The 13,941-nt window shown below is 48.1% G+C and carries 9 protein-coding genes and 1 riboswitch; of the genes, 4 read left to right on the top strand and 5 right to left on the bottom strand.

The window, feature by feature from the left end; all coding sequences use genetic code 11:
* Positions 1-30: 30 nt before the first annotated feature.
* Genes SCACP_RS17065 through SCACP_RS17055 form a run of 3 tightly spaced genes read right to left on the bottom strand, consistent with a single transcriptional unit; the run spans position 31 to position 3,173 of the window.
* Positions 31-1,311, bottom strand: coding sequence for a nitrate/sulfonate/bicarbonate ABC transporter ATP-binding protein (locus SCACP_RS17065; RefSeq protein ID WP_425058689.1), 1,281 nt, complete (start codon positions 1,309-1,311; stop codon positions 31-33).
* 16 nt (positions 1,312-1,327) lie between these two features.
* Positions 1,328-3,070, bottom strand: coding sequence for an ABC transporter permease (locus SCACP_RS17060; protein WP_425061432.1), 1,743 nt, complete (start codon positions 3,068-3,070; stop codon positions 1,328-1,330).
* Positions 3,021-3,173 (bottom strand): hypothetical protein, encoded by a 153-nt coding sequence (locus SCACP_RS17055; protein ID WP_425058688.1) that lies wholly within the window; start codon positions 3,171-3,173, stop codon positions 3,021-3,023. The genes SCACP_RS17060 and SCACP_RS17055 overlap by 50 nt, the downstream gene beginning before the upstream one ends.
* Positions 3,174-3,268: 95 nt before the next feature.
* Positions 3,269-3,443: riboswitch (M-box (ykoK) riboswitch) on the bottom strand.
* 198 nt (positions 3,444-3,641) lie between these two features.
* Between SCACP_RS17055 and SCACP_RS17050 the strand changes: the two genes are divergently transcribed.
* The 3 genes from SCACP_RS17050 to SCACP_RS17040 are packed head-to-tail and all read left to right on the top strand — an operon-like array spanning position 3,642 to position 8,777.
* A complete protein-coding gene (locus SCACP_RS17050; RefSeq protein WP_425058687.1) occupies positions 3,642-6,335 on the top strand; it encodes an ATP-binding protein in 2,694 nt (897 codons plus the stop codon).
* On the top strand, positions 6,336-7,166 hold the full coding sequence (locus SCACP_RS17045) for a CheR family methyltransferase (RefSeq protein WP_425058685.1): 831 nt from the start codon (positions 6,336-6,338) through the stop codon (positions 7,164-7,166).
* Between the two features lie 42 nt (positions 7,167-7,208).
* Positions 7,209-8,777, top strand: coding sequence for a response regulator (locus SCACP_RS17040; protein ID WP_425058684.1), 1,569 nt, complete (start codon positions 7,209-7,211; stop codon positions 8,775-8,777).
* 128 nt (positions 8,778-8,905) lie between these two features.
* Here the strand turns inward: SCACP_RS17040 and SCACP_RS17035 are convergent, their stop codons facing one another.
* Together SCACP_RS17035 and glgA are read right to left on the bottom strand one after the other, a co-directional pair.
* On the bottom strand, positions 8,906-11,401 hold the full coding sequence (locus SCACP_RS17035) for a glycogen/starch/alpha-glucan phosphorylase (RefSeq protein ID WP_425061431.1): 2,496 nt from the start codon (positions 11,399-11,401) through the stop codon (positions 8,906-8,908).
* Positions 11,402-11,441: 40 nt separating this feature from the next.
* Positions 11,442-12,995 (bottom strand): glycogen synthase GlgA, encoded by a 1,554-nt coding sequence (gene glgA, locus SCACP_RS17030; protein ID WP_425058683.1) that lies wholly within the window; start codon positions 12,993-12,995, stop codon positions 11,442-11,444.
* 171 nt (positions 12,996-13,166) lie between these two features.
* On the opposite strand from glgA, the gene SCACP_RS17025 reads away from it, so the two are divergent.
* Complete coding sequence (locus SCACP_RS17025; protein ID WP_425058682.1) at positions 13,167-13,937, top strand: histidinol phosphate phosphatase; 771 nt, start codon at positions 13,167-13,169, stop codon at positions 13,935-13,937.
* The last annotated feature ends 4 nt before the right edge of the window (positions 13,938-13,941 follow it).

Here is a 13,941-nt window from a genome sequence, read left to right as displayed (position 1 = left end):
ATTGGGAGTTGTTTTATTTCGAGCGGTAGCCTACTCCAAAAACAGTTGCCGGCTTTGTTCGTCATAAGCAAAAAGCTCAGCGTAGCGTCCCCAGTCAATCAGGATATCCAAATGACTTTTCACTTCTGCCGGCGGGAAAGAGTTGGCCAGGATGTCCTCGAAAAATTCGATGTTCATACGTTTGTTCGATTTGGATTGCAAAATGGCCAGGATTTTGTTAATGGCGGTCACGTTTTGGATGAGTTGAGTTCGAAAGAATTCCTTGCGCTCTAAGACCGAAGCCTGGGCGAACCGCACACCTTCCGGTGTAAGCTCGATGTCGCCGTCCACGACTTTAGCAAATTTGAGGAGGGTAGCGCCTTCGACGATGGGGAAGAAATCTTCGCTATCCATCATGAAACGGTCAGCCAATTTATATAAATCGGTTTTTTCGTTTAAGTCCTCCAACAGTTCCAGGAACCCCGTCAGTGCCCCGGCGGACACGTGAGGGACGACCGCAATTTCCCGGCCTTCCGGCAAGGGGATTTTGCGCAAGTCACCCGGTTCCCGTTTCATCATCAGGGAATACAATTTATCGACAAGGCTGATAAATGCCGGGGCGTTTTTATCCCGCCAGTGGGGCAAGGTAACAGCCATGTCGGTGTTGATGCGGGCGGGGCTGCCGGACACTACCAGGATGCGGTCGGCCATATAGACAGCCTCTTCAATACCATGGGTCACCATGATAATGGTTTTGGTGGGAATTTTTTTGTCCCGCCAGAGTTCCAGGATGTCGCGCCGCAGGTTCTCGGCTGTCAGTACGTCCAGGGCGGAAAACGGTTCATCCATTAAGAGCACGTCCGGATCGCTTACTAAGGCGCGTCCCAAGCCGACGCGCTGCTGCATGCCGCCGGACAGTTCTTTCGGGTAAGCGCTTTCAAAACCGTCGAGACCGATCATGTCGATGACATGCAGCGCTTTTTCGTGCTTTGCTTTATCAGACATCGGTTTGGCTTCCAGGCCCAGCATGACGTTTTCTAATACTGTCAACCAAGGAAAGAGGGCGAAGGACTGAAACACCATGGCAGCGCCGGGGTTGACACCGTGGTATTCCTGGCCGAGATAGGTAATCTTGCCGGTAGTAGCCGGCGTCAAGCCGGCGATAATGCGGAGCAGGGTGGATTTTCCTGACCCGGATGGGCCAAGAATGGCGAGAAATTCCCCGGCGTAGATGGTCAGGTTGATGCTGGCGAGGACGGGAATAGAGTCGCCGCCGCCCATATTCCATTTTTTCTGGACGTTTTTCAGTTCAATCAAAGTTTGTTTATTCATTACGGGGTTCCCCCTTTTAATTCAGATGATATTTGGTTTCGGCCAGTTGGTAGAGCCTGCGCCAGAATAGGCGGTTGATAATGACCACAAAGGCGCACATGACGGCGATGCCGCCGATAATTCCCGGCCAATCGCCTGCCGCCGTGACCTGGCTGATAAAGTTGCCCAGACCGGTGGCATTGAGCTGGTCTTCTTTCCAGGTTACCAATTCGGATACAATGCTGGCGTTCCAAGCGCCGCCGGAGGCAGTGATGCAACCGGTGATGAGGTAGGGAAAGATGGCCGGCAGGATAAGTTTGCGCCATTTTTGCCAGCCGGAAAGCTTAAAGACGGTGGCCGCCTCTTTCAGGTCGTTGGGAATGGCCATAGCGCCGGCAATGACGTTAAACAGGATGTACCATTGGGTGCCGAGCATCATGAGGGGAATGGAGCCGAGTTCAAAATTAACGGAGTGTTTGAGATAAAATACAGCGACGAAGGGATAAATCATATTGGCCGGGAAGGAGGCGGCCACTTGAACAATAGGTTGAAAGAACTTACTCAGACGTGGGCTGGTGCCAATCAACACACCGACCGGCACTGTCCACAACACACCGATGAGGCTGGCAGCCATGACCCTGCCTAAGGTATAAAAACCAAAGGTGATGATTTCCACCAGTGTATCAAGACCCACGGAGGCTATCATGCGGCAGCCTTGGTAGGCTTGCTGGCTGACATAGTACAGTATTACTGAAAATAAAACCCATTTTATGGCTGCGGTTAGATAAGAAAGCGGAGTAATGGACTCAAGTTGGGCGGCTGTATGACCGGTGACGCGGGCGCCAAGATTAAACGCACCGTAAACGGCTTTAGCGACCGGGCGGAAGAAATATTTTTGCATCCAGGTCACAAAGACCGCCCGCTGTAGGATGGCATAGACAAAGGAAGTCGGAACTTCGATGGCTTCCGTCCGTTCCATCTTGAATTTTTGCGACCAGACTACGATGGGACGCCAGAACAGTTGGTCCACCAGCACAATCATGACAATCATGGTCAAAATGGCGTAGCCGACAGCCGGCATATTGCCTTCTTCCACAGCGGCGGCCATGAAGGAGCCGACGCCGGGGAGGCGGATGCTTTCGTTGAGGACGGTAATGGCTTCGCTGGCAGCAAGGAAAAACCAGCCGCCGCCAAAGGACATCATACTGTTCCATACCAGGCCAATCATGGCAAAAGGTACTTCCAGGCGGATAAACCGCTGCCACCAGTTGAGGCGCAGCACGGCAGCCGCTTCGTTCAGGTCCTGGGGCAGGGTGGTGAGCGAATGGTAGAAACTAAAGGTCATGTTCCAGCACTGGCCGGTGAAAATGGCGAAAATGGCAGCCAGTTCCACGCCCAGCAGGCTGTTGGGAAACAGGCCCATGAACATGGTGATGGTAACGGAGAGAAAGCCCAGTACAGGTACGGACTGCAAAATATCTAAAAGCGGAATCAGTACTTTTTCCGCCGTGCGGCTTTTGGCGGCAATACTGCCATAGATAAGGGTAAATAAGAGCGAGGCTCCATAGGCGATAAACATTCTAAGAAGCGATCGCCCGGCATAGTAGGGCAAGTCGGCCGGGTCGGTGGAAATTTCAATTTGGTTTTCCGGGGAAAAGGGAATAATCATGCCGGCTCCTAAGTGCAGGACTGAAAACAGGAGCGCGAACACGAAGGCAATCACCAGTATGTCAATAAGACCAAACCGGCGGGTGGGTATGTGCGAAGTAAATACGGCCATACAAATCACTTCCTAATTCAGTTTTGTTTGTTTCGCCGGCAATACGCGCCGGCAGGTGCTTGGGTGGCACCGGGTTATCAGGCTCAGGGCCGTCTGTATCCATGGCATACCTACCTCCTTTATGCAGTAAAAAGACCTTCCCGTGTGGGAAGGTCTTGCAAGCAAGAAAAAACTGCATGACAAAATTATGCCAGTATTCGACCTCCCCACTCGTTTGAGTTTTGGCACTGTATAACGTAGAGTAAAACTCAACCACTCAGCCACCTTAAGTAAAACCTTATGCCGGTAATACCTGTTCTACCCATTGGCGTCTCTCGACATTTCCGGGCAGTGGCCTATGTTTATACAGGAGCCTCACTTAACGAGGAAGTACTATTTATTTTATTTGTATTTATATACAAACTATAATACCGGTGTAACGCAATGTCAAGAAATTTGCTTTGTAAAATTTTTTTACAGGGAAATTAGAATATCAGGAATATATTGTAAAATCATTCTGGATAAAGTTGCAGGAAAAGTAAATTTATTGTAGAACAAGTAATGGGTCAAATCAAATGAAGGGTTGGGCAATATGGGGTTTAAAAGCAAGCTATATCTGGCGTTCAGCGCTATTTTGGCACTTATGGTACTGCTATTGGGAATGGTATTGGTTATGATGCACACGATTAACAGTAATATCAACGAAGTTATCCAAGAACGGTATGAAAAATCCAGACTGGCGGTTGAGATGGAACAAAAAATATTGCTTGTTGACAGCAACCTGAAAAGCGCCGTTATTGATACCGGCAGTGATAAAGCGATGGTAGACCTGACCGAACTTGAGAACGCCAAAGCAGGGCAACAGTTGGCATACGCATCATTGGAAAAAATGGTTGCCAGCCCTGATGGACGAGGTTTGATGGCCCGTCTTAAAGTTACAATGGACGCTTATGAACAATTGACTTCCGACATTGTGGGCTTGGTCAAGCTTGGCCGGCAGGATGAGGCCGCCGGCCTGCTGCGGTCTGAAGGTCAAAAAATTATCGGCCAGGCTATGAATATAACTCATGAACTAAAAGACTATCAAGAACAAATTACGCTCGACATTTTGAACGAGTCTATCCAAATTTATAATTTGGTTCAGCGTATTGTAGCCGGTGGCACTATTTTGGGTATTATTGCCGGTCTAGGTATTATGGTCCGCGTTATCCGCAGACTAAGCCGGGACCTCAAGGAAGTGGAGACCGTCATCAACGGTGTACGGCAAGGTGATTCTGCAAATCTCCCGCGAATTAACATTGCCGTTTACGACGAAATTGGCAATATTGCCGCTGCCTTTAATGAAATGGCGGCAATGCTTGAGCAGCATCACCGACGGGAACAGGATTTTATCGCAGCTATGGAAGAAGACAATTGGCTTAAATCAGAACTGGCGGAAATCTTTACCATGCTGCAGGGAGTTAAAGATTTGACAGCATTGGCGAGGATGATTATCTGTCAGGTTGCTACGGTGACCGGGGCGAGTTATGGTGTGTTTTATCTGGCCGAACACGGTTGTGAGCGGCTTACTAAATTGGCTGCCTATGCTGATAGCTGCGACGATGTTGGGGTTGACAGCTTCCGGTTTGGCGAAGGGATTCCCGGACAGTGCGCTGCTGAAAACCGGTCAATAACGCTATACAATGTTCCCAACGATTACCTGAAAATCAAATCAGGGTTGGGTGAGGCGGCCCCGGCCTATATTGCCGCCTTTCCCGTTTCGTTGGATGACCAGGTACTGGCGGTTGTCGAACTGGCAGGTTTCAGTCCGCTTAATTCCTTGGAAACCAGATATATAAACCGGGTGCTGCGCAATACTGCCACGATTATCAACAGAGTTGAAAGCAGTATGCAAATGGAAAAGCTATTGGCCGAGTCGCAGGCTTTCGCTGAAGAACTGCAGACCCAGTCTGAGGAATTACAGCAACAGCAGGAGGAATTAAAACTTATTAATGATCAGCTGGAAGAGCAGCAAAAAAAGTCTGATCAAAAGACGCTGGAGCTTGAGCGGGCTAAAGCAGCTCTTGAAGAGAGGTCCAAGCAACTCATTTTGTCAGCAAAATATAAATCCGAGTTTTTGGCAAATATGTCACATGAGCTTAGAACACCGCTCAATAGTCTGCTCATTTTGACCCAAATGCTTACAGTTAATGCCGAAGGCAATCTGACCCCCAAACAACTCGAATATCTAAACGCCATCCATAATTCAGGCAATGATTTATTGCTATTGATTAATGATATCCTCGATTTGTCCAAAATGGAGTCAGGCAAACTCAGCGTAAATCCGGAACCGGTATATTTGGCAAATCTAACCACCGGACTTGCGAATCAGTTTATGCTGGTGGCTGAACGGACCGGCCTTAGCTTTACTGTTGACGTTGATGAGGATGTGCCGTCATCTATTTACACCGACCCGATGAGGCTGTTGCAGATTCTGAAAAATTTACTGTCCAACGCCTTTAAATTTACCGAAAAGGGCGGGGTGGAGTTCCGGGTAAAAAAAGCTGCCAATCCTGAGTGGCTGGCATTTGCTGTCAGCGATTCAGGCGTTGGTATACCGGCAGATAAGCAGGAAATTGTTTTCGAAGCTTTTCACCAGGTAGATGGTACCACCAATCGCAAATATGGCGGGACTGGTCTGGGATTGTCCATTAGCCGTGAACTGTCAAAGCTGCTGGGCGGCTACATCGACCTTGAGAGCAAGGAAGGTCAGGGCAGCACTTTTACTTTGTACCTGCCCGTCAATTTAAGCCTTATGCCCGGTCAGGCGGCTGACGTTGCCGCCGCTGTACCTGAAAATGATGCAGTTTCGGAGGAGCCGCATATCGAAGAAAGCAAGCCTGCCCTTGTACGGGCTGCCGGCGAAACAAACCTTAACGGCAAAAAGGTACTTGTCATTGATGATGATATGCGCAATGTTTATGCGCTGATAGCCGCAATGGAAGCAAAAGGAATCATAGCGTCATTTGCGCAAACAGGGCGGGAGGGCCTGCAACGCCTTAAAGAAAATCCGGACATTGACCTGGTAATTACCGATATTATGATGCCTGAGATGGACGGCTATGAGACCATCCGCCAAATACGTAAAATACCCGCATTCTATAACCTGCCAATTATTGCGCTTACGGCCAAAGCTATGAAACATGACCGGGACAAATGCCTGGAAGCCGGCGCATCCGACTATATTAGCAAGCCGGTTAATCTTGACCAGTTGTTTTCGCTTATTCGAGTCTGGCTTTATGGGTAGGTGAAGACTATTACTGAGGAACTGGAAAAACTGGAAATAGAGCTGCTGCTTGAAGGCATTTACCGTTATTACGGTCTGGATTTTAGACATTATTCTTATCCAACCATCAGACGGCGCGTGATACACCGGGTACAGGCCGAACGGTTGTCAAGCATTTCCGGTTTATTGGAAAAAGTACTGCATGACCCTAGGATTATCGACAAGTTGTTTAACGATTTTTCCATTACTGTTACGGGCATGTACCGTGATCCGGAATTTTTTAAATCATTTCGGGACAATGTAGTGCCTGTGCTGAGAGAGTCCCCCTCAATAAGGCTGTGGCACGCCGGTTGCGCTACCGGTGAAGAGGTTTATTCAATGGCTATTTTGCTCTATGAAGCCGGACTTTACGCTAAGACGCGCATTTATGCCACCGATATGAATGAACGGTCGTTGGCCAGGGCGAAGACGGCGACTTTTCCCTTAGAATCAATGCAGCTTTATAGCCGTAATTATTTTAGAGCAGGCGGTCAGAGTTCTTTATCCGAATATTATGCCGCCGGCCATGATACCGTTACTTTTCATCCGCTTATTACCAAGAATATTGTATTTGCTCAACATAATCTGGTAACAGACCATTCGTTTAACGAATTTAATGCCATAATCTGCCGCAATGTGCTTATTTATTTTGACCAAACGCTGCAAAAACGTGTATGCCGGTTGTTTTATGACAGTTTGACCAAACCAGGCTTTTTGGGGCTTGGCAGCAAAGAATCACTGCAGCGTACAGGTATTGTCGATAAATTTGATGTGGTCGATAGCGCCAACAGGCTCTACATTAAAGTAGGCTAGCATGATGTTGCTCAACTGGCAATTTCCGGGAGGTACCAATGGATGAGTGAAAAAGTAAATATTCTTACTGTGGATGACCGGCCGGAAAACTTGCTGGCGTTGGAGGCTGTACTCGCTAATCCGGAATACAATCTGGTGGGAGTTACATCAGGTGAGGACGCACTAAAATGTTTATTAAACGACGATTTTGCCGTAATTTTACTTGATGTGCAAATGCCTGGCCTCAGCGGTTTTGAGACCGCCAAGTTAATCCGTACCCGGCAAAAATATCAAAATATCCCAATAATTTTTATCACTGCCATTAGTCAGACTGACGAAAACGTGCTTGAAGGCTATGCCTCCGGCGCTGTCGACTACATATTCAAGCCTTTCAGTCCACAGGTCTTACAGGCGAAAGTGGATGCTTTTATTAGAATGCACAAGTGTCAAAACCAACTGGCCAGGCAGAGCGAGACCCTAAAACGCCAAGTCCAGGAACTGGACAAGCTTAACGAACAACTGACACTAACAACTGTTGAGTTGTACCGTAATGAAGTGCTGCTTGAAAAAGTGGTGCAAGAACGTACTCAGCAAATTGCCAGTATTCTTGAGAGTATTAAGGACGCTTTCTTTACACTGGATAACAATTTTAATTTTACCTATGTAAATAGCACGGCAGAAAATGGGCTAGGTAGACCGCGGAAGGAAATTTTGGGCAAAAATTTGGCGGAGATATATGATCACAGTCCGAATTTTGTTAAAAAACTGATTGCAGCAGCATCTCATCGAGAACAGGCCGATTTTGAGGCCATGTGTCCGCGGAGTGAACGATGGTATGCAGTTCGTGCTTATCCGAGTGAAATAGGCTTGTCAGTATATTTGAATGATATTACCGAACGTAAGCTAATTGAAAAAGAAATGGGCCGTCTTGAACGGCTTAATCTTATTGGTGAAATGGCGGCAGGTATAGCCCACGAAATTAGAAATCCTATGACGACAGTCCGCGGCTTTTTGCAGTATGCCAAACACAGCCGGACGGTGCTGTCGCCGACCCATCTTGACTTGATGGTGGCAGAGCTTGATCGCGCCAACAGCATAATTACCGAGTTTTTAAGTCTGGCCAAAAATAAAAACGCTGATAAGAAATTACATAGTTTAGGCAGTGTCGTCGAGTCATTACTGCCCCTGATTCAGGCTGAAGCCATTCTTAGCGGCAAGACGGTGGTTACAGATATTGAGACAGTTCCTGAATTTGAATTTGACGAAAAAGAAATTCGCCAGTTGATTTTGAATTTGTCTATGAATGGGTTGGAAGCCATGCAGGCCGGTGAATGTCTGAAGATCAGAGTGTATGAAGAGACTGACGCCATTGTGCTGGCGGTAGAGGATGAGGGCTCAGGTATTGCTCCCGAAATCATGGATAAACTGGGTACTCCGTTTTTTACCACTAAAGACAGCGGTACCGGTTTGGGTTTGGCGGTTTGCTATAGTATTGCCGTCCGCCACAATGCGGCAATTGACATTAAGACCGGCAATTGGGGAACGATAATCTATGTGCGTTTTAAACTCAATGCTGCCGATGCCGTAAGCATAAAGCAGGGTCGTTATGACCAGGAAGATTGTAGCCGTTAACAATATGACCGATTCTATATGAAATCCAATAAAGATTTTTTTTAAGGCGTGTTGTTAGTAACGCTCCACCGCCGGCGCTTGACTTACGCTTATACTAACAACACGCCTGTAAATCTTTATTGGATACTCTATATATAGGCATCGTGTTCCGGCATGACCCGTTCATAATCTTCAGGTTGGCACCGGCGCCAGATGGGGACAGGCTGGTCCATTTCCCAAATGTCCACTGCGTATTCGGAAAAAGTACGGTCACTTGAGAACCAGCCTGAGTGAGCAATGTTCATGAGGCACATTTTTTGCCAGATATACTTGTCGCGGTAGACTTCAGCCAGTCGACACTGGGCGGCGACATAGGAAGCAAAGTCCTTTAACAGGAAGTATTCGTCATTGTGGCGGAGGAGGGCTTCATGGTGGGTACGGAATTCGTCCGGGTCCACCGGGAAAAAGCCGTTAACCAGCTGATCAACAACTGTCTTCAGGCGGGGATCGCTGTTGTAAATATCCCACGCGTTGTAGCCGCCGTAGCGGTAATAGTTCAATACTTCTTCGGCTGAAAGGCCAAAAACAAAGATGTTGTCTGCGCCGGCGGCATTTCTAATCTCAATATTGGCGCCGTCAAGCGTACCGATGGTTACCGCGCCGTTCATCATAAACTTCATATTGCCTGTGCCTGATGCCTCACGGCTGGCTGTTGAGATTTGTTCGCTGGCATCTGACGCCGGAATAATGAGCTCGGCATGAGAAACATTGTAGTTTTCCAGAAACAGCACTTTGATTTTGTCTTTGATGGACTTATCATTATTAATTTTGTCTGCCAGTGTATTAATAAGTTTGATGGTCTTTTTGGCCCTGTAGTAACCGGGAGCCGCCTTGCCGCCAAAAATGAAAGTACGGGGGACGATGTCAAGGTTAGGGTTTTCCCGCAGGCGGTTGTAGAGGTCCATAATGTGCATGACGTTCAGAGTCTGGCGTTTATAGGCGTGAATGCGTTTGATGTGCGAGTCAAAGATGGATTTGACGTCGACAACCACATTGTATTTGGCTTTAATATATTTGGCCAGTTTGAGCTTGTTGTGCATTTTGATGTTGGCCAGCGTATCCAAAAACCCGGTGTCTTTGGCGTAAGGCGCGAGCTGAGCCAGGTTGCAGGGATATTCTACCCAGTCAGGGCCTATTGTTTCGGTAATTAGGTCGGCCAGCATCGGATTGGCTGTCAGGAGCCACCGGCGGTGGGTGATGCCATTAGTAACATTGGTAAACTTGCCGGGGGTATGGGTATAAAAGTTGTTCATAACCGATTTCTTGAGGATTTGGGTATGAATTTCGGCTACACCATTGACTGAATGACTGCCGGCAATGGCCAGATGGGCCATGTGCACCTGGTTGTCGGCGATAATGGCCATGCTGCGGATACGGTCCCAATCACCGGGAAACTTATCCCATAATTGGCGGCAGTAACGTTCATTAATTTCGTTAATAATCATATAGATGCGTGGCAGGAGATGCTCCATCATGCCGACAGGCCACTTTTCCAGGGCCTCAGGCAATACCGTGTGGTTGGTGTAGGACAGGGTACGTACTGTGAGGTCCCAAGCGTCGTCCCAGCCTAAGCCGCAGTCATCAATCAGGATGCGCATGAGCTCAGGAACGGCTAAAGCCGGGTGAGTGTCATTGATATGAACGGCGATCGTGTCAGGCAACTCGCTGAGTGAGTGGTGGTGCAGCCTGAAGCTCTTCATAATACTTTGCAAGCTGGCTGATACCAGGAAGTACTGCTGTTTAAGGCGGAGCACTTTGCCTTCATAATGGGTATCGTTAGGATAAAGAATATCGGTCAGTGACTCGACGCCGTGCTTGTAGCCGATGACACTGTTGCAGTCATTGCCGTGGATACAGCAGTTATGATGGCTTACATCGACCTCGGCGCTCCACAGCCGTAAGGTGTTTACTATTTCGTTTTTGTAACCGGCAACAGGCACATCATACGGAACGGCGATGACCCGCTCGTAATTTTCGTGGATGAATCTTGTTTTGCCGTTGGTTTGCACCCTGACTGCGCCGCCAAACCGTACAGCCACTTTTTCATCCGGACGGCGGTATTCCCACACATAGGAACGGTCTTTCAGCCAGTTGTCAGGTAATTCATGCTGGTAACCGCCAATGATTCTTTGTTCGAACAGACCATAACGGTAGCGCAGGCCGCAGCCATGCCCGGCCAAACCTATGGCCGCCATGGAATCAAGATAACAGGCGGCAAGGCGTCCCAGACCGCCGTTACCCAGCCCGGCATCTTCCTCCTGATCGATAAGCGTTCCCAGCTCAATCCCCAGAAGGGACAACGCTTTGGCACAGGTGTCCCGGATGCCTAGATTGACCAGGTTGGTTTCCAGCAGGCGGCCAAGCAAAAATTCTATAGACAAATAGTATACTTGCTTGGGGTGTTCTTTAGCACGCTGACTGTTGGTGGTAATGAGATTCTTACTGATAAGATCACGTACCAGCGCGGCCAGGGCTTGAAATTTCTCCCGGTCACTGGTTTGTGACAGCGGCTTGCCGTGCATGGCCTCGATTTTGGCGATAAATGCCTCTTTAAATTCGGTAACTGTAATATTTTCCGGTTTCATATTTTGGGCCGGCAGATTTTCCGGGCAGTATAAATTACTGTTAGTGTGCATATGCGCCCTCCTGTGCAGGAATTGGTTGGTGAAAATCGTCAAAGATACTGAGACTAAGGTCGCGCTCAGCGGCATGGGGCCTGGTTTCAGCAGGCTTGTACACATATTCTTCCATATACAGCCTGTTGTAAAGCTCACGATATTTACGGGCTGAGGCCTGCCAACTGTTATCAGCCTGCATGACGCGGTTCGTCAGTTTATCCCACACTTGCTTGTTATGGTAGAAGCCGACGGCCCGGCGGATGGTATACAGCATGTCGTGGGCGTTGTAGTTACTGAAGGTGAAGCCCGTGCCCTCGCCGGTATACTCGTTGTAGGGCATTACAGTGTCTCTGAGGCCGCCGGTCTCGCGGACGATCGGCAGGCTGCCGTAGCGCATGGCGATAAGCTGGCTGATGCCGCACGGCTCATAGCGGGACGGCATGAGAAACAGGTCGGAGGCGGCAAACACTTTGCGGGCCATGTCTTCGTTATAGGGAATGATGGCCGACATTCTGTCGTTATACAGCCAGGCGGCGTGCCACAGCATATGATGGTAGTGTTCGTCACCTTGCCCTAAAACAACCAACTGAACATCGCAGGCTAATATTTCATGTAGAACCCGCATGACCAAGTCCAGCCCTTTGGCCTCGACCAGCCTGCTGATCATGGCTATAAGCGGCTTCGCGTCAGATACCGGCAGTCCGAGCATTTTTTGCAGTTCGGTTTTATTCTTGGTCTTGCGTTTTCGGGTCTGCCGGCCGTAATTGACAAATAGCCGGGGGTCGGTTGCCGGATTGTATGTATGGTAGTCAATACCGTTGACAATGCCTGACAGGGAGGCCCTGCGGCTGTTGAGTACTCCTTCGAGCTTTTCACCGAAATAGGCGTGCTGAATTTCGTTGGCGTAAGTGGGACTTACTGTGTTGATTAAATCGGAAAATAGAATTCCGCTTTTCATAAAGTTGACTTTATCATAAAATTCAACGCCATTTACCGTGAAATATTCCCAGCCTAAATCAAGTATGTTGACCATAATGTCTTTGGGAAAAATTCCTTGGTATTTGAGGTTATGGATGGTAAATAGTGTGCGTATTTTTTTGTAAAAGGGGTTTTTCCGATAGTGAGCCGTCAAAAATACGCTAACCATGCCGCTGTGCCAATCATGGCAGTGGAGGATGTGTGGCTGAAAGTCAATATGCGGCAACGCTTCAAGTACCGACCGGCAAAAGTAGGCATACCGTTCCGCGTCATCATAATGACCATAGACGCCATATCGTTTAAAATAATATTCATTGTCGATAAAATAAAACGGTACGCCGTTATACTCAAATTCTTCAATACCGCAATACTGTGTACGCCAGGACACCGGCGTCGTAAATACTGTTTTTGCAGACATATTGATTTTGAATTCTTCCGGTATTGCGCCGTATTTAGGAATGATAACCCGGGCGTCGACTCCTTGTTGTCTCAGTTCTTTAGGCAGTGAACCTACAACATCGCCAAGCCCTCCGGTTTTAATAAAGGGAGCGGCTTCGCCGGCTACAAGCAGCGTTTTGATCATCTACTATCACAGTTCCTTTCTGTGAGTTTAGGCTCCTAAACCTAAAGTATAGCCGCAAGGTGGGATAATAATTCCATGAAGCGGCATTTGTAGTTTAAGTAATTTTATATTAAAATGGGAATATATTCTTTTTACGTACCAACGGTAGGGGTTAATTAGGGAGGCTTGCCTGTGTTATTCGATACTCATATTCATACCCGGTATTCAAGCGATTCGGACATGGCCGCGGAGACAGCCGTAAGACGTGCGGCAGAACTGGGGCTGGGCATTGTCATTACCGAACATATGGACTTAGCAATTCCTGAGCCTGAGGCTTTTATTTTTGATGCTAGCCGGTATTTTGAAGACTACAGCAAGTTCCGCAGCGATAAAGTGCTGCTTGGCATTGAAGCGGGAATGCGGATCGACTGCCTTGAGGATTACCGCAAAATTATCGGCAATCACCCGTTTGATTATGTTATTGGTTCAATTCATTTTGTTGACAATATTGACATCTATCAGGAATCATTTTATCTTTCCCGTACCAAGCGCGAAGCTTACGGCAAATATTTTGAAACCATGCTGACATGTCTTGAAAACTATGATTTTATTGACAGCCTGGGGCACATTGATTATATATCCCGCTATGCCCGCTATCCCGATCCTGCGGTTCACTATCACGAATTTAGTGACTGGCTTGATAAGATTCTAAAAGTTTTGGCCGAAAAAGATAAGGCAATGGAAATTAATACCCGCGGTCTGACAGGCCCCGATGCCGTGAAGTTGTTGCTGCCTATTTACAAACGGTTTTACGAACTGGGGGGGCGCATGGTAACAATCGGTTCCGACGCTCATTGTCCTGAACATATTGGGCGCGGACTGGATCTTGCTCTGGCTATGGCTGAGGCCCTAAACCTTAAGGTGGTATACTTTAAGCAGCGCAAACCTGAATGGGGGAGGTAGCATC

This window comes from Sporomusaceae bacterium ACPt (assembly GCA_041428575.1).
In the GTDB taxonomy this organism is placed as follows: domain Bacteria; phylum Bacillota; class Negativicutes; order Sporomusales; family Sporomusaceae; genus Sporomusa_D; species Sporomusa_D carbonis.
Note: the sequence above shows the minus strand (reverse complement) of the source record. Positions and strands in the feature narration are given on the sequence as shown.